Genomic DNA, 18,738 nt, shown 5'->3' on the forward strand with positions numbered 1-18,738 from the left:
AACCGATGCTGTGACTACTATCGTAACATCCTTCAATAATTAATAATAACTTTACCTAAACGTTAGGTAAAATAGAAGTGCGATTAAAGGATTTGCTTCAAAATTCCTTTTTAGAAAGGCAATTGCACGATATAAGTGATTTTCGACAGTTCTTTTTGAAAGTCCAGTTTGTTTTGCAATTTCATCGTTTGTTAATCCTTCTATTTTACTAAGTTTAAAAATTTCTTGTTGCTTTTGAGGTAACTCATTCACTAAATTAAAAAGCTTCTGTTCCGTTTCATTGTAAATGATTGAATTCCATGTTTGATTTTCAGAATCTTCCTGATTGTTTAGAATGTAATCTGGAAAGGTATATTTCAACTTTCGTTGTCTCATAAAATCGTAAATGGCATTTACTGATACTTTAAAAATAAAAGATTTGATATTTTGTGATATATCGATCAATTTTCTTTTTTCCCATATCTTTATGAAAATTATTTGAACCAATTCGTCTGCATCATTTTTACTTTTCAAATATGAATGGGCAAATTTAAATATCCTTGGTGCGTATCTTTTAAAAAGCTCTTGAAAGGCCTTTTCTTCTTCTCTTTTGATTAGGATTACAAGTTCATGATCAGATATATTGTCATATTGATTCATTAGAAAGAAAAATTAGTTAGTTTCTAATAAAATTCCGGTCGTGTAAAGTAAGGTATATTTATTTAAAGTTTTATACATTTATATTAATTGAGTTTTTCCTTCATACGCTGATGCCTTTCATCTGAAATACATTAAAAAGAAAATTACATAATCTCTACTCCTGAATTCAGACATAGTATAATCACGGCTACAAAAAATCCTAAATTATTTTCAATTCCAAACACCTTCGTTTAGTTCTAGAGTTGCTCAAGTCCATAAAAGAAATCATTCTCTATTAAAAAGAGCACATCAATTATCAATCTGGTAATAATTCTGAACCCATTACATCTGTTTTCTTTGTCTTTTTTATCTCTTCCGCAAGTTCTTCAAGTGTTTCAAGTAGCTTATGAATATGATTTGCCCTTGTTCTGGGATTTAATAATGTAACTCTTAAATAAGTTTCTCCTTTTAAAGCTGTTTGCACAATGTAAAAGGTTCCATCGTTAATCAGTTTCTGACGCATCAGTGCATTTAATTCATTGGGATTATCACAATCAACATATCTAAAGCACAAAATATTTGAATCTGGTTGATGAGCCGTGTCAAATTTTGGATGGCTATTAATAAGTCGGGCAAATTCTTTTGTTAAATCATACTGATAATCAACAAAATCTTCAAATATTTTATCTCCAAACTGTTTAAATAGGGTATATACTTTTAAAACGGTCATACTTTTAGTACACTCGTAAGTACTTTTTCCACCATGTTGCCATTCGAAATTTTGTTTTTCCCATAAATATTCAGCCTCTTGCCTGAATGTTTCAAAGGCTAATGTTCTGTCTTTTAATAAAACAGCAGTAGATATGCTTGGTGTTAACATCATTTTATGAAAATCCAGAACTATCGAATCTGCATATTTACTGCCATTTAACAAATGTTTATACTTTTTTGAAAAAATGGCAGGTGCACCATGAGCACCATCTGCATGAAACCAAACCCCTTTGGATTTACAGAACTTACCGATAGTTTCTAAGTCATCGTAAGTTCCAGTTGAAGTAGAAGGTGCAGAGGCAACAATACAGAATACCTGATAACCTTCTGATACAGCTTTGTTATAATACCTTATTAGCGTATCAGGATTCATTTTATAGTTCTCATCGGCAGGTACTTTTATTATCCTTTCCTTACTTAATCCCATTGTTATTGCTGCTCGTTCAATACAATAATGCGATTGGTCTGAGGTTATAATGCATAGTTTATCGGTATCTATATCTCCTTTACTAACGTGATAGAGGTAATGTGATTTTGCCGTAAGAATTGCGGTTAATGTGCCAAGTGTACCACCCGAGGTAACAAAGCCTCCGGCATTATTACCCATATCAAGTTTATCGCACAGATGTTCGCATACAACTCTTTCTAATGTATTTCCAACCATTCCAACTTCATAAACACCCATTCCGTTACTTAAAAAGTCAATAACAAGTGAGGCCAAAACGCTTGGAAGCGCAGGAACGGCTGTCTGATGACCCATATAATGAGGATGATGATATAAAATTGATTTTTCTATAACATCCTTAAAGAAATCCAAAGGCTCGCTTTGTTCTTTAAAGCTGTTTTTCCAGTATGCGTATTGTTCCTCTGGCGTTTTATAAGGAATCACATTTCTTTGACTGGCAGTTTCAAAGATATTTGTCAGGTGTCCAATTAAATTGAGTCCGGTTTCCTTAAAGTTGTTAGCATCAAATGCTTTAGCTAATATATCTGAGTTCATATCAATATTATCAATGTTAATACTAGTTGTAGGTTAATAAGTATTCTGAATGTTAATCATTTATCAACAACATATTTGGCCACTGTTTTTTTTGTGAGAGGCATAACAACCATTACGACTGGTAATGCAACTATATAGGAAAAGAACCAGGAATTTAACCATGTTGTTACGAAATCGTAGGAGAATCCCATACTTTTTATAGTTCCTATGAAAGTAACAACTGATGTCATAATCAGAACCATAATGACCAGAACAACTTTCATCTCATGCTTTCTTTGAATCTTCATTTAACTTTTATTTAGTGTGTATAATCCAGAATTGTTATATTATTGCCAAGCGTTTTTGATATACTATCCTTTATTTTCTCTGCATTAGGACAGGCAAAATCTATTGGATTACCTCTGGAAATACATGATGCAATGGCAATTATTTCAGCGCCTCTGTCAACTAACATTTTTGCACGAGAGATCGTCTTTTTACCGGGACATCCACCGCATGTTACTATTCCAATAATTTGACACTCACCATAACCGGAAAATGCTATTTTCCCTTTACTTGCAGCAATAATACAGGCCGTAGCAGGACACATGTCTTCAGTTTGTTGACAACGAATAATTCCAATTCTTCTCATCTACTTTTAGTTGAAGTATTTTTCTTTTACCCATTGATAATCCGGGAGGTCGTTGCAATTCCATTTTGCTAAGATTGTTCCCTTGTGAAGAAGTACTAATCCAGGATTTGCTCTAACTATTGTTTTTAATGGAATTTGGTCAACAAAACAGAAATCATATTTGATATTCCATTTAGACTTGAATGTTTCCATTTCATCTGTAAATGCTGAAGATAAACCAATAAGTTTCTGATTATCTTTTTGTACATTATCATAAAAGCGATTAATGTTTTGCATATTTTTAGTTTTAGTTTGATGCAAATCATAAGCTACAATCAGAAAATAATATCCTTGGTCAGAAAGAACTTCTTCTTTTATATCAGTATCATCTTTAGAGAGAATCATAAAATCAGTTATTGGAATTTCGTATCCCTTTTTTACTAATTTGAGCTCTGACGCACTGATGAATTTCCATTTTGAACCACTATACCAATAGGTAGAATCTTTTGCATACACAGAACTTTCTATTGAAATTTCCTTTCCACTCAATGTGTCTTTTATTGTATAGTACTGTTCATAAATATCACTTGGTGCACCCTCCGGAAATTCCATACTCTTTGGTATATTTGTGCCAATTTTGTAAGGACGAAAGTCCATTATTGGCAGGTGTTGATAATTATAAATTGAGAAGCTGCTTATAGTAATAACTACAGCAATTGAAGCTGTCCATTCCATTTTGGGTTTTAACCAGATTTTTATCTTGTCTCTAAATAGAAAAGAGAATGAAACTAGTGTAATTAGAATAACATTTTTAAAAAATGTTTGCCAATTTGTAAGTACTAATGCATCACCAAAACATCCACAGTCATGAACCGGATTGGAAATTGCTAACCATAGTGTAAGTGGTGTGAAAATCAACATAAACAACATTGCTCCCCAATTGGCTAACCTATGTTGAATAAATGTCAATAGTGAAATGCCAATTAGGAATTCTAAACTCGCTAATAGAATAGCTAGAGGAAATGCAAAATTGCATAACCAAGGCATGTGAAATGCATTAAAATAATCGATGAATTTGTAGGTTGAACCTAATGGATCAACTGCTTTTACAAAGCCTGAAAAAGTAAATGTGAGTCCGGCTATAATCCTTGAACTATAAGCGCCCCACTTAATTAGTTTATTTGATATATCCATGTTTTTAACTTCAATGTTTTGATTATTACCGCCAACTGTATTTTGCATACTCTGTTACAACCACGATTCATGTAATAAAAGCCTTTGAGAATATCCCAAAGGCTTTATTATTTAGAAGTAGGTGATATTAATAATCAGACTAAAGAAAATTACCCCTGTAAGAACTTTTAAGTCAGTTTTATTTCTATTACCTAATCTCTTGCAAATTAAGCAACCTCGTAAATTTTGATTTCAGGTGCTTTGTCAAACAGTGGAGATAATTCTTTTACAACATCATTATTAAAAATATCTGTTTTCAAATAAGCATTTGCATCTTCTACTGATTCGAAACCATGAAGCACTTGAACATCTTCATCACGAATTAGCAAATCCTTTGATGTTGCACCTTTGATTTCATTTAAAAAAGGTTGTTTGTATTTGTTGTAAACTCCAGCTGCTGTTGGCCTGTTTGTGTTACTCACATACATTGTGATTTCTAAAAAAGCTTTTGCCATTTTTTTAAATTTTAATTGTTTTGTTATTAATTACTGACACTGCAAAGATGTTGTATCCTGACTAGAGTGGTGGTGTACAAAAGAGAATCAAAATGGTAAATTTGGGAAATGCTAATTATTGGCAGGTATTAGGTGCAGTTTTTAGATGTACTATCTTAAAGATTGAGAAGATAACAGCTGCTGATTTAATGAAGAGGAATATTATATGAGTGATAATAATTTGTTCTCGTCAAACCATTTTTCTAAACTATTTCTGGCATCTTTAAGTTTGCTTTCCCAAAGTTCAACAGAGTTTTGACCAATAATATCAGTAATATATTTCACAGATATAAAAGGAATTTTAAATTCTTTACATACAAAAGCTTGAGTGTAGGCTTCCATATCAATAATATCCCCATTTATTTTTTCTGCATTGGTAACAAATGAATCTCCGGTGTTGCAGATACCTTTTTTCTCGTATTTGTCAATCCATTTTTTTATAGGAAGGTTCTTGTGAAATAAATCTTGGCCGTCAATTTCAAATTCTAAACCAGGTAACCTGATAGTTTCGTAATCTCTATCAATAAAATGGGTAGAGATAAAGATATCCCCAATTTGATGCTTTAAAGTTCCGGCTGTGCCTATGTTAAGAACTAAATCAGGTTTTAATTGACAAATATTCTTTGTTAAGATATGTGCTGATTTTGTTTTTCCTACACCGGTATATATGTGCTTGATTGCAGAATTTGCAGCCCCAATAGGAATGAACTCTTCTTTTACTGCGTGTGTAATAAAAATGGTTTTCATATGTCTTATTTAAACATTGTTTAAAAGTTGACAAAGCTTAAATAATATGAAAAATTACGAAGGGTAGATTTGGGAAATAAAATGGTAAATTTAGGCAATGTTCACTTTAAACTCCCGAGGAGACATCTTTACGTGTCTTTTGAAAAATTTGACAAAATATGAGGGGTCTTCAAAACCCAATTCAAATGCTACTTCATTTACATTTCTCTCGGAATATGACAATAACCTTTTGGCCTCAAGAATTAAGCGTTCATTAATAATCTCCAACGGAGTTTGATGAGAAATTTCTTTTGTGCAGTTGGTCAGTGTTTTAGTTGATACATTTAGCAATCCGGCATATTCTGCAACGGTATGAATTTTATGAAAGTTTTCTTCCAGGAGTTTTCTGAAATTCACAAACAAAATATGCGAAGGATTATTCATTGTAAGGGCACTGCAGTTATTTCTTATTCCAAACCGCTGAGTAACTATAAGAAACAGGTGTAGAAGTACTTTAAGATAATCGCTATGAGCAAACTGGTTTGGGGTCCACATTTCAGTTTGAATTTGATTTACGATATTATGAAGTTCATTACTGTCTGATTCCTTTATTCTAAATACGGGTTCTTTCTCAAAGGAATGAAAGATATTATGTTTTAGGAATACATCAGTAAAGTTCTCATTGTAGGCCATAAACGACTCATTAAAATGAAGGATACAACCTTCCTGATAGTTGTCATCAAAATGATGTATCTGACCTTTTGAGATAAAGAATAGTGAATTGTCTTTGATATCATATTCGTTAAAATCCACATAGTGTTTCCCCGTTCCTTTCATAAACCAGACCACCTGATAGAAACTATGAACGTGCGGTTTTTGTGTATTATGAGCTTTTTGAATGAGATACTCCTTTAACGGGAATATCTCAAACTGTAGCTTATCAGGTTCATCTTTATGGAGATGATATTTTTGTATCTCGAGCTCAGACATAAATGAGTTATTTCAATAGAAAACAAAAATAGTATTTTCTCTTCCTTGACGACTTTAATAAATACTACTTTTAAATAATCTCTTACCGGTCAATCAAGAGCATGGCTTCTCGCTAAAAGAATTATCATTTCAACTAAGCACACTAATTATATGTTTTGACGCTTACATCAAGTTGGTCCAATGTTCGACAAAAAAGAAAAGAGATACTTTATTATCATTCATTTACTTCTTCAAGTTGAAGAACACGGCTTGAGTACTCGTTTACTAGTGGTAGCTCTAGTCCCAATTCCATCAACAGATTGCCGCTAAATACTTTCCCGTCTACGGAAAGGATTTCTTTATCGTCCTTATTTATTTCCACTATTCTATATCTTTTGTTTTTGTCCAAACCCGACATGCGAAAACGAGGAATTACTTGACCATGATAATGTTCAATTTTAAATGCAAAAAATACAGCACGGTCTTTCTCTGGAGTGCAATACATAAGAGAGGCAACGCCTTTATCATCGTATGGAGAGATCAAACGGTACAAATCTCCCTGCTGGATAACCGGACGAATTTCTTTATAAGTATTGATTGCTTCCCTGGAAAATTCCCTTTCTTCATTTGTCATATCTTTGGGTTGCATCTCCATTCCCAAACGTCCTGTCATCGCCACATCAAAACGAAATTTTAGAGGCATTATTCGTCCTGTTTGATGATTAGGAGAAGAACCAACATGAGAGGCCATTGCAACGGCTGGGTAGAAATAGGACACTCCCCACTGCATATATATTCTTTGCAGGGCTTCCGTATTATCACTTACCCAAAATTCATCGAAATTAGGCAATACTCCATAATTTGCACGTCCTCCTCCGCTGGCACAGGCTTGTATTACTAGGTCGGGATATTTAGCCCGGATTCTTTCCATTATTTTTCTAAATCCCCTATGGTAGTCAATATAAAGATGGGATTGTTTACCGGCTGGTAAATAGGAGGAACCATAATTGGCAATATTCATATTAGCATCCCATTTTATGTAAGCAATGTCCGGATTACGGGTCATCAGGTTGTCGATAGTTGTGTATATAAAATCCTGTACTTGCGGATTTGATAGGTCGAGCACCAATTGAGTTCCTCCACGACCGGGCCGGGGTTCACGATTTGGCTGACAAATAATCCAGTCTGGATGCTTTTCGTAAAGCTCACTTACCGTATTTGTCATTTCCGGCTCAACCCATATTCCGAATTTTATACCGTTTTTTTCTGAACTTTGCACCAATGCATCAATTCCGTTAGGTAATTTATTCTCATCTACAACCCAATCTCCTAACGACGAGTTATCGCTGTTTCGTTGATATTTGTCTCCAAACCAACCATCATCCATCACAAAAAGCTCGCCTCCCATATCTGCAATATCCTCCATCATCTGTTCCATACCTTGCTCGCTGATATCGAAATAAACGCCTTCCCAACTATTCAACAAGATATCTCTCTTTTGCTTGCCTCCATGAATTTTTCCATTTCTCGCCCATTCATGAAAATTTCGACTTACGCCCCCAATACCTTCATCACTATATGTTAAAGCCAGTTCAGGTGTAACAAAAACTTCATTTGCTTCCAGTGTGTATTCTGAAGCATCTTCGTTAATACCTGCAAAAAATGAGTGATAATTGCTGTCATCGGTGTCAAAACGAAGGCGGAAATTACCTCCCCAACATAGTGCAGCGCCAATTACCTGACCTTCCTGTTCCTGTGGCTTACCATTTAGAGAGATCATTACCTCCGCATGATCAGTATGTGAATTGCGCACACCATCTTTATTTTTAATTACTTTCATGCCTGGTTGTAGTGGCTCCGTTACCACTCTGCTTTCATTTGCCCAGGAACCATATAAATGAGAAATCCATACATCGTTTTTACGAATGGGTAGATAGGCAGATGCAAATTGCTGTAATTTCACATCCCCCTTCTCGTTGTGCATTATTTCACTCCAGGTTTCAATAATATCAGAGTTCTTATATGATTTATATACAACCTTAATTTCAAAAGGGTATATCTTGTCTCTCATTGTAATTCCTGTAAAGGTAGCTTCGTCACTTTCTGTTTCATTTATGTCAGAAATAACCATATCCAACGATAAGTTACCATCAGCATGTTGCACCTGCAATGCTGATTCTGATGAACACTCAATACCGAATACAGGGTAAGCAGGACGATTGGCTGCAACTCCTGTGTCATAAATCTGTGAAACTTCATTTAAGGATATCTTTTCTCCATAGTAAATGAATTGCAACTCCTCTCCAACACGTGCGGATAGCACCAAAGATGTATTTTCTGTAGAAATTAACAAATCTCCTTCTGCTGCAAACATTACAACAGAAAGCAAAAGGCCAAGCGCTAATAATTGTATCTTTTTCATTAGTTTAAATTTAATAACTTTAAAAGGTGACTCATATAACTCGCATAAGCACGCTCCTCTAAAGAAAGAGGCACTTAATTATGCTCGTTTCATTTGTGTATTTTTAATTCTTAGTTTTTCTCATTTCCCGAAGTTCAAGGGTAATCTTTTCCATAAACTTATCACTCAAACGATAAGCCATAAGAAATAAAACAGCAACTCCTGCACCTATTGCCGGGTATATACTGATCAACATCCGTATTCCGGTAATTGATTCTTTAGATTGAACCGTGTTCGCTTCAAAACCATAAGCAGCTAGTATCCATCCGGTGATTGCGCCTCCCAATGTCCATCCCATTTTCTGTGACATGCTGGACGACGAAAATATCAAACCGGTAGCACGACGACCAGTTTTGTATTCAGAATAATCAGATATATCAGCATACATACTCCAAATCAGAGGTAAAACAATGCCCGCTGCTAAGCCGATTAATAAATTCAATATAAAAATCAGCAGTATTTGCTCGGGCTTCAAAAAGAAGAGCACTGCACTTAGTGCTGCTGCCAATAGCATCGCATAAATAAAAGCATTTCTTTTCCCTAGAGAAATGGATGCCGGATTTGCAAATAATACTCCAAGCATATTACTTCCTAGCCACACAGTCATATAAGCACCGGATAATTTCTCCCACGCAACCTCGCCTAATAAGGGCAGATTCTGATCCTGTATATAGTACTTAAAATAATACTGAATACTGCCATCGCGTAGCGAGTTAAATATGAGTACAGAAATGCAAGCTCCCAGCATGATAAACCATTGTCCGTTCTTCGCTAAATCCTTTAAATCGCTCTTAATGGCAACTTTTTCACTAACGGGTTTCAAACGCTCCTTTGTCCAGGCATAAGTCATGATGAAGAAAAAAGCGGCTATAATTGCATAAATTATTACCGACAACTGAAAACTACGGGCATCTGATAATTCCAAAGAGTTGAAGAATTGTAACAGATGAGGAATAGAGGCTGTCATTACCATACCTCCGGCATAAGCACCGATGAACCTAAACGATGACAAACTCGTTCTTTCTTTCGGTTTGTCTGTCATCACACCCAGTAGTGAAGAATAAGGTACATTCACAACAGTATACACCATCATCATCATTGTGTATGTAATGTAAGCATAAATCAACTTTCCACCTGATCCTAAGTCTGGCATGGAAAAAGTAATAATTCCAATTAGACCAAAAGGGATAGCCCCCCATAAAAGAAATGGTCTAAATTTCCCATGTTTAGTTTTTGTCCGGTCGGCAATAATTCCCATAAGTGGGTCATTAATACCATCCCATAAACGGGTCAGTAATAGCATGGTCCCAACGCTTTGAGGAGTAAGATTAACGATGTCGGTATAATAATACATTAAAAACATCGAAAATATCTTCCAAAACATAGAAGAGGCAAAATCTCCGAAACCGTAAGCGACTTTTTCTTTAAGTTTAAGAGCTTCTGTCATTTTTTATCTCCAATTTTGAGATCCGTTTTATTAGTTCAATCAAGGCACGGCTATTGTGATAAGGGCATTTCCAGAATCCAGCTTTATCTTCCTTCAAATTTGGAAGTCCGCCATTGTTTATACTCCAAAACCACTCTCCATTTTTAGTATCCAGCAAGTTCTTTTTAATGTATTCCCAAATCCTTGTCAGGTTCTGAATATACCGTTCATCACTGCAAATCTCCCACGCATCCATAAGTCCAACCATTGCTTCGGCCTGCACCCACCAATGGCGATCTTTATCAATATGATCTCCTTCTTTCTCATACCAAACGGATCCATCCGTATCAGTTCCTTCATCCAGTGTAATATCAACTAACCGAAGTGCTGATTTCCGAACAGACTGAATAGCAGCAACATCCTTTGTTTCAATAGCGGCTTCGTTCAACAACCAGGCTCCTTCAATATCATGCCCGTAAGAAACAATGTTTGATTGAACTGTCCAGTCCATATCAAAAAACAGATTGAAATGGCCTGTTTCCCGATCAATAATTTGGTTATGAAACAGATTTAACAAAACCAGAATACGTTCTTTTAAATGCTGATTAGGCCAGGCTTTGTAAAGATTCGTGTATGGTTCCAAAATATGCAAATGTGTATTCATTGACTTGGGAAAATTCGCATCTTTAGGACTCAGACGCATATCCTTCAGAGGTTGAAAGTTGCGACTTAACGCTTCAAGATAACCTTCAAATTCGAAATCTTTAAACTTACTTTCCAGCAAATCAAACAAGCTTAACGCATATTCAAGGCTTTCCTCCTTGCCTGTTACTAAATAATATTCTGAAAATGCATATATACCAAACCCCTGTACATAAGCCTGTTTACGTGTATTTAATGGATTCCCAAGGTAATCACACTCCCAATACAAACCACTATTTTCCTTATCCCAAAAATAATGCACCAAATAGTCGTATGCACGATCAGCCATTTTCAGGTATGTCTGCTCTCCATAATTGCGGAAAGCTGCTGAAAAGGTCCAGAGTAGCCGGGTGTTTAACACGGCCCCTTTACCTGCCCCGGAAATAACTTCTCCGGCAGAATTAATTTGCCCAACAAAGCCGCCATGTTCCGCATCCACAGCTTTGGTGCTCCAAAAATCGAGAATCTGGGACAACTCATTCTTAAGCTCTGGTAGCATAAGCTGCAGTTGCTGTCTCTTATCTTTCAATTTTATCTTCATTACAACTCCATTAAACTAAATTCATAAAGTCGTGATTTCTGTTCACCAGATCATTGATAGTTTGAACTGAAAAATGCGAATGAAGTTTATCCTGGGGCGAATTCACGCAATAATCAACCAACTTTTCAACCGTTGTTGTTGCCACATGCATACGAGTATCAGACGATGCATAATAAATAAACACTTTCCCATTTTCGTCCATTATCCATCCATTTGAGAAGACAACATTCGACACATCACCAACACGCTCGTTCTTGAGAGGTGCGATAAGATGTCCGTGCGGTTTATGTGTAATTATCCACGGACGTTCCAAATCGGTCATAAACATATACAGTGTGTATCGTAACCCTGCAGCTGTATTACGTACCCCATGTGCTAGTTGTAACCAACCGTATTCTGTGCGAATCGGTGCAGGCCCCAATCCGTTTTTAACCTCGTAAACCGTATGATAACTTTTTGCATCAACGATAACTTCCTCCAGTACCTCTGGTTTCTCTATATAATCACACATCCCAAATCCAATTCCACCTCCTTTACCGGTATCAATAAAACCATCCTGAGGGCGGGTATAAAAAGCATATTTGCCTCCAATCAGGTGCGGAAATAGAACCACATTACGCTGTTGACCACTGGTAGAAATCAGATCCGGCAAACGTTCCCATTTGACCAAGTCCCGTGTACGGACAATACCTGCAGCAGCTATCGCACCAGAAGTATCACCTTCTGGTGCAGTCGGGTCTTTTCGCTCGGTGCAGAACACGCCATAAATCCATCCATCATCATGCTGGGTCAACCGCATATCATACACATTTACATCGGGTTCTTCTGTTTGAGGGAGCGTAACAGGTCTCTCCCAAAACTTGAAATTATCAATGCCATTTGGGCTTTCTGCCACTGCAAAAAATGATTTACGGTCATTACCTTCTACACGCACAAGTAAAACATATTTATCGTTGAATTTAATTGCCCCGGAATTGAACGTCGCATTAAAGCCAATACGTTCCATGAGATAGGGATTAGTTTCTTTGTTCAAATCGTAACGCCAGTGCAAAGGGACATGTTCGCGGGTAAGAATTGGAAATTCATGGCGATTATAGACACCATTATCGCTGAACAAAGCATTGTTTTTCCTTTCAATCAGGTTTCTATGCTTTTGTGTAATCAATCTCAACCTTTCATCAAACAGGGTTTCTGTATTATTCATTGTATATCGTTTATTTTTTAATTTGATTAAATTCATTAAGGAGTAAAATGTTGGGTTGACTTAAAAGTTCCTTCGCATCTGCAGCTGCCTGATGACCGGGAAATGGAAAGTAGAAGTGCTTTTCTGAATCGTTTCTCCATAACATAACATAACTAAGATTTTCTTTTACAACCGAATCACTCAGAACAGCACCTAGTTTCTTTGAGTACCATGTTGAATCGTTTACCAGCTCTAGTCCGGTTTCGGTCAACGCAGCCAGTTTCCCTTTCTCTTTAGCTACTTCAATAACTATGTGTAGCTTATCTATTGCGTTCTTCTCTCCACCCGATTGTTTCAAATCGTGATAATTATCCATACCTAAAATATCTACATAAGCATCACCCGGATACCACTGCAGATATTTTTCCTGCGAGTCGAAATTACAGTCGGGCGAATAGGCAACAACCATATTATTTAGTCCTTTATTTCGTAAATAACTGATGGTGTAGCGAAATAATTTCTGAAATTCAACTGGAGTACAAGAATTGGATCCCCACCAGAACCAAGCTTCGTCCATCTCGTGCCAGGGGCGAAAAATGAAAGGAATTGATGAACCAGATTTGTCTTTCAGGTCTAAAAAGAATGCTGCAATTATATCCAGTTGGTTATTAAACTGCTGATGAAAATCTCCACCCGGTAAAATATGTTTCACAACCACCATGTCTCCATGCCACGAATCCACGGAGTCGATTGGTGAATACGGATGCCAGCTAAAAGTATTGATTCCTCCCCGTTCATTTACCCATACAACAAAATCATGAATCTTCGAGAACGGCACACTATCCAGATTTACGTTTCGTCCGAGTTCAATTCCTCCCAGTTCCCAGCCAAATAAAGCCGGATAATCTCCTGTAAGTCGCTTAACATCAGATTCGCCGTCTATGTACTCCCAGCCAACTCCGTAAGCCAGATCATCCTGATGTCCAAACAATATTCCTTTTCCTTGAATTTCATTCAAATCATCGATTAATTTCTCTCTGGTTGTATCTCGTTTGAGAACTGTCTGACATCCATATAATAAGCATATTAAAATATAGAGCAAGATGCGTTCTTTCTTCGTTATCATAATTGATGTGATGTGATTACTTTAAGCTTGGCATTTGATCAAGTGTAATGACATAATTCTGTTCAAATGCATTCTGCCACCAGGTAGCGTTAGCGTGTACATGCTCAGTTCCGGCGAAGTCTGCTTCCGATGTATCATTTGTTCTTTCGTAATCGTACCACGGCATAAAATACGACCATTTAGCACCTGCACTCCATTGTTCCGAAATTGTTGGAACATTACCAAACTCACTTAAAGTGACCATTTTGGTTGGATATCTTGCCTGAACAGAAATGAATTGGGATGAAACTTTCGAAGCATCTGATACATCATAAATATCACGTCCAATAATATCTACATATTCATCCCCGGGATAAAAATCATCATCTTTGGTTTGTGTGGTCCAAACCCAAATGAGATTATTCAAGCCCTGCAACTCAAAATAATCAAACATATATATCCAAAGCTGTTTAAATGATTCTGCCCCATCTGCACCCCACCAAAACCAGGCTGAGCCACCATTGTACTCATAAATATTTCCTGCGGCTTCGTGTAGAGGTCTCCATACCACAGGAATATCTTTGATTTGCAGCAATTTGAGATATCCTGCCATTTTATCGAGATCAGCCTTTAAAATTTTGTTCTCCCATGTGCCCTCCATCAAGGCATTTTCTGCACTAAAAGTTGTTTCTGATGTTGTTGATGTGTATTCATTGGATCCATCATATGATGGAACATTCCAATGCCAACAGGCACTAACTATTCCATTATTATTCCACCAGTCCTCTACAATTTCAGTATCCGAATAATCAATCCAATTCGCCGGAGACCATCGCAGATGAATGTAGTCGAAAGTATGCATTGCAGGATATTTTCCGGTATGTTGGTGAATCCATTCTGCTTCGTTAGTATTCCAACTAACATTTGCGATAGTTGAAGAGATAATTTTATTACCATAGTTTTCCTTTAAAAAGTTGTAAACGTTAACAGCCTGAGCCGAAGGATTGGTTACCGCAAGTGTTGGATTGATTTCCACAATTATTTCAGGCTTTGTTGAGAAACTATATGCATAAGCCTTAGCATAATTATTAGCCAAATCAAGAATTGAAGTTGCAGAAATGTTAACTATGTAATCTGTGTTCTCCTCCATGTCAGCACTAAGTGTCAGCACTCTTCCATCTACACTTGCCTCAACATGTTGATTATTCAAGGTAATATTATATGCTTTCCCCAGCTTTATTTCCTCGCTGTATTTTATAACCAAACTCGTCTCCACCGATACAGCTGTTGCCCCATCTTCAGGCACACACTGCATCACTTCGGGAGCAATAACATCATCAGGAACTTCTTCCTCTTCTTTGCCGCATCCAAACAGCAATACCATCAGACACAATAATCTACAATACCTACTCATAAGAAATTCAGATTAAGGATAGTCCCTCCGTTAGCAAACAGAGAAGACTATCCATATAAAAACTAACTAGACTATTAATTAAATCGGGTCAAAACGTAGATTATCAATACTTATACCTGCAGGTATGATCCCTCCATACAATCCATTCGTTCCTGATGACAAGTCGAAAGTACCTGTTAGTCCCCAGGTACTCACAGGTACAGAAACCGTAATCCAGTCTCCACCTGTTTCAGATGGGAACAAATTAGGTCCATACCAATAACTCCATTGATCTGCAAAGACAAACTGAAGTTGGGCATTCTCGGCACCAGTTACCCCTTCTTCAATACGAATATCGAATTTCAAGATGTAATTTTCTATATTCTGAATTACGGGAGCCGGAGCCCCACTTGACTGATGATTACAATTCAATGCCCATCCATCAAATGACGATGTGTAACGAATAAAGGTGTTTCCATTTTCAGTAAGAATTTCTGAGCTTCCGCTCCAACTGTTATCCCACGATCCATTGTGATCGCCATGTTGCTCAAAATCCATTACCATAATAGTTGCGTCAGTAATCGGATCTGTTCCACCAATAAATATCTCTGGAGACAGACCTTGCTCTCCTTCATATGTAATTAGAGTAATATTTCCATAACCTGTTGTGGCATCCTGAGGTACATATACCTGCACTGTTTCATCGGTTTTTATACCATAAGCAGTGGCCTTAATGTTACCCGGGAAAATAAGTTCTTTTATTAATAACAAATTAGTTCCCTGTATCGTTAGTATTTCTCCAGGAGTTCCTTTATTTTCTGCAAATCCTGTAATTTCAGGTAAGTTGGCAGTAATAGTAATTTCGGAAGGAGAAGATATTCTTACACCATTTTTAGCAACAAGCTCTATTATTCCACTGGAAGCTCCCACAGGAATACGAACCTGCAGTTGAGTTTCCGATTGATTTTCAATAGTACCTGAAAGGCCCCCACTGAAAACTACATCCACAACCAAATCCAGATCAGTTCCTTTAATGATTATGCTGTTATTTGCTTTTGCTTCCTGAGGAGCGAATGATGAAAATCCGGGATCAATCAGTGTTAACTCAGGCCCATTAACTTCTTTCGAGGCTTTTGTTAAAAAACGTACCACACCACTTATTGCTTCATCTGGAACGACAACTGTCATTTCTGTGCCAGTTTGATCTGAAATTGTACCCTCTATACCTCCTTCAAAAATTACTCTTTCAATCAAATCAAGATCGGTACCTTTTACAATGATTGACCCACCATTCTTTATCGTGGTTGGAGAAACATTAAGCTCAGGAACCACCATTATTAGTTCAGACTCTGACTTCACTTCGACCCCGGAAGCAGGAATGATGATTAGTGAACCGTCCTCAGTACGTTCTGGAACATTTATTTCAATTTTGGTTGCAGTTTGAGTTTGAAAAGAATCAACCTTAAAGTCTCCTTTAAAAACAACACTTTTCACCAAATCAAGATCAGAACCAGTTATGGCTACTAAACTACCTGCTTTTACAGGATTAGGTGAAATTGTTGAAATAGAGGGTAGAACAACGGTTAAATCTGAACTGGAATAAATCCAGGTCGGAATTTCTTCACCTCCTGACAATAGGTCTGCTCCGTCTGAAACAATTATTTTACCGGTTTGTGCTTCTTCCGGAATGGTTAATTCTATCGCCTCTCTGGTTTGTTTTAAAAAATCCTTTTTGAGAACATGAATCCCATCCGCCAAAATCACTTCTTCAACATTATTCAGGTATTCTCCCGAAATAGTTAATTTTTGACCGGCTTTAACTTGCGCTGGTTCAAATCGATCTATGGATATTGGTTCAGAATAACTAAGTACCGACTGCGAAGAAATACTTCCTTCAGGAATATTTAACTTTACTATTCCCGGCTCTGCAGATTGCGGGATTGTTATCCTTATCTCGTATTGAGTAACAACTGTTATCTCGGTTAAGCCAGTTGCTCCAGGTATATCAATGCTTGTAACCTGATCGAGGTTTGTTCCAATAAACCGAAGCTCTCCTCCTCTCATAGCAGGAGATGGTCCAAAAGACTTAAGAGTAACTTCCTTACTTCCCAGCTGGTCTGTATCCAGCATCTCATCATCTTTCTCGCAAGCTGTAAAAAACATGCCTGAAGAAAGCGTCGAAAGAATTAATATTAGCGTTAATATATAATGTTTATTTTTCATTTCTATTTTCATTTAGATTGTACATTTATTCGGCAGGTACGACGCGAATGTTATCTATACATATTTCAGGATTACAGGTGGTTCCAGGATTAATACCGGCATGAACAAAAAACGTTAACCCTCCATAATTTCCTTCAGATGCAAGCTCAAGCGGATATCCAAATCGTGTATATTTAAAATCAGAAAGAGGAATTGAGACTGTAACCCATCCTTCCGTTGTGTACGAACCAGTAACTGCCCATGGTTCCCACACACCTCTCGGCATTGAATCATCATAAATATATGCGTTTGTTCCACTCAATCCCCAAGGTGTAAAAATCATTTGCATGGCTCCGGCAGACCAAGCCTGAGGTACATTAATCTCGAATTTCATTACAGCTTCCTCAACGGGAGTATTGAAAAGGTCTCCTTCCGGACGTCCGTTGGAAACACCCCACAGATTGAAAGAAAAACCGTCCTCATTCCAGGTAGCTCCTACCTCTCCCTGCATCTCTCCATTAAAATATACATAGTCACCGGAAATGCCTTCCACCGGATTGTCGTTACGAATTACACCAGAACGCCATCCTCCTGAAGCATTCAGATTGTCCCAGTCAAGAATCATTCCCCGATCATCCAGGTACTGAAATTTTGAGCGCCCTGTTCCATAAATTGAGGCAACATTGATGTAGCCTTTTTGTGCACCTTCTGGAATTATAAACGATACTTTTGTTTTCTCAATACTCGTAATTTGCGTAACCGGAACATTTCCTGCCATATTTATGGTTAAAGGCACATTTGGATCATCAATAAAATAATCGCCATAAATACTTACCTCGTTACCAACATGCGCATATTCACACGACATACTATTTACAACCGGATTTGGAACCAGTACGCTAAACTCATATGAAACTGTATCTTCAGAGGACACCATATAAATTTTATTGCTTACCTCGTCAGGAATTGTTTTTGGAACATTAACAATTAGGGTGTTATCGGTAATAAAACTTGTATTTAAAACAGCTTTTTGGTCATTGAAATACAACTCTCGGATACTACGCAAATTACTACCTACCAAACAAATAACATCATCCATATAGGCTGCCACAAGTAAAGAATCTGCAGACTCCGGATCTGTTAATCTCACATAAAACACCTCAGGATTTCCATCGGTCAATTCAAATTCATAGCTATCATTCTCGCAGGATGACAATAATAGCAGTACGCTACCTATCAATAAGAAAACTATTGATTGGCTTATCCTTTTTATATATTCGTTTTTCATAATCTTCAACTTTGCT

At 36.9% G+C, this 18,738-nt stretch carries 16 protein-coding genes; all 16 read right to left on the minus strand.

Features of this window, described 5'->3' with window-relative positions; translation table 11 throughout:
* Positions 1 to 51 precede the first annotated feature (51 nt).
* Positions 52 to 639: an RNA polymerase sigma factor gene (locus tag G4420_RS01160; RefSeq protein WP_163321790.1), complete on the minus strand. Its 588-nt coding sequence runs from the start codon at positions 637 to 639 to the stop codon at positions 52 to 54.
* A gap of 295 nt (positions 640 to 934) precedes the next feature.
* Entirely contained in the window at positions 935 to 2,389 is a 1,455-nt protein-coding gene (locus G4420_RS01165) for a pyridoxal phosphate-dependent decarboxylase family protein (protein ID WP_163321791.1), read from the minus strand.
* A gap of 56 nt (positions 2,390 to 2,445) precedes the next feature.
* The gene (locus tag G4420_RS01170) at positions 2,446 to 2,676 is read right to left on the minus strand and encodes a DUF2798 domain-containing protein (RefSeq protein ID WP_163321792.1); all 231 of its coding nucleotides are present in this window, start codon (positions 2,674 to 2,676) and stop codon (positions 2,446 to 2,448) included.
* Between the two features lie 11 nt (positions 2,677 to 2,687).
* On the minus strand, positions 2,688 to 3,020 hold the full coding sequence (locus G4420_RS01175) for a CGGC domain-containing protein (RefSeq protein ID WP_163321793.1): 333 nt from the start codon (positions 3,018 to 3,020) through the stop codon (positions 2,688 to 2,690).
* Between the two features lie 6 nt (positions 3,021 to 3,026).
* The gene (locus tag G4420_RS01180) at positions 3,027 to 4,241 is read right to left on the minus strand and encodes a BT_3928 family protein (protein WP_163321794.1); all 1,215 of its coding nucleotides are present in this window, start codon (positions 4,239 to 4,241) and stop codon (positions 3,027 to 3,029) included.
* Positions 4,242 to 4,399: 158 nt separating this feature from the next.
* A complete protein-coding gene (locus G4420_RS01185) occupies positions 4,400 to 4,687 on the minus strand; it encodes a hypothetical protein (protein ID WP_163321795.1) in 288 nt (95 codons plus the stop codon).
* Between the two features lie 201 nt (positions 4,688 to 4,888).
* Positions 4,889 to 5,473, minus strand: coding sequence for a 5'-methylthioadenosine/S-adenosylhomocysteine nucleosidase family protein (locus G4420_RS01190; RefSeq protein ID WP_163321796.1), 585 nt, complete (start codon positions 5,471 to 5,473; stop codon positions 4,889 to 4,891).
* A 90-nt stretch (positions 5,474 to 5,563) separates the two neighbouring features.
* Positions 5,564 to 6,442, minus strand: a complete 879-nt coding sequence (locus G4420_RS01195; RefSeq protein ID WP_163321797.1) for a helix-turn-helix domain-containing protein — start codon at positions 6,440 to 6,442, stop codon at positions 5,564 to 5,566.
* Between the two features lie 214 nt (positions 6,443 to 6,656).
* On the minus strand, positions 6,657 to 8,843 hold the full coding sequence (locus G4420_RS01200) for an alpha-galactosidase (protein ID WP_163321798.1): 2,187 nt from the start codon (positions 8,841 to 8,843) through the stop codon (positions 6,657 to 6,659).
* A 103-nt stretch (positions 8,844 to 8,946) separates the two neighbouring features.
* Entirely contained in the window at positions 8,947 to 10,329 is a 1,383-nt protein-coding gene (locus tag G4420_RS01205; RefSeq protein ID WP_163321799.1) for an MFS transporter, read from the minus strand.
* On the minus strand, positions 10,313 to 11,551 hold the full coding sequence (locus G4420_RS01210) for an AGE family epimerase/isomerase (protein WP_246241509.1): 1,239 nt from the start codon (positions 11,549 to 11,551) through the stop codon (positions 10,313 to 10,315). Before G4420_RS01210 ends, G4420_RS01205 begins: the two co-directional genes overlap by 17 nt.
* A gap of 10 nt (positions 11,552 to 11,561) precedes the next feature.
* Positions 11,562 to 12,755, minus strand: coding sequence for a glycoside hydrolase family 130 protein (locus G4420_RS01215; protein ID WP_163321800.1), 1,194 nt, complete (start codon positions 12,753 to 12,755; stop codon positions 11,562 to 11,564).
* 10 nt (positions 12,756 to 12,765) lie between these two features.
* On the minus strand, positions 12,766 to 13,860 hold the full coding sequence (locus G4420_RS01220; protein ID WP_262888294.1) for a glycoside hydrolase family 26 protein: 1,095 nt from the start codon (positions 13,858 to 13,860) through the stop codon (positions 12,766 to 12,768).
* A gap of 16 nt (positions 13,861 to 13,876) precedes the next feature.
* Positions 13,877 to 15,253, minus strand: a complete 1,377-nt coding sequence (locus G4420_RS01225) for a glycosyl hydrolase (RefSeq protein ID WP_163321802.1) — start codon at positions 15,251 to 15,253, stop codon at positions 13,877 to 13,879.
* Positions 15,254 to 15,331: 78 nt separating this feature from the next.
* The gene (locus G4420_RS01230; protein WP_163321803.1) at positions 15,332 to 17,455 is read right to left on the minus strand and encodes a glycan-binding surface protein; all 2,124 of its coding nucleotides are present in this window, start codon (positions 17,453 to 17,455) and stop codon (positions 15,332 to 15,334) included.
* Positions 17,456 to 17,480: 25 nt separating this feature from the next.
* On the minus strand, positions 17,481 to 18,722 hold the full coding sequence (locus tag G4420_RS01235) for a glycan-binding surface protein (protein WP_163321804.1): 1,242 nt from the start codon (positions 18,720 to 18,722) through the stop codon (positions 17,481 to 17,483).
* Positions 18,723 to 18,738 lie beyond the last annotated feature (16 nt).

It is taken from the genome of Draconibacterium mangrovi (assembly GCF_010586825.1).
GTDB lineage: Bacteria > Bacteroidota > Bacteroidia > Bacteroidales > Prolixibacteraceae > Draconibacterium > Draconibacterium mangrovi.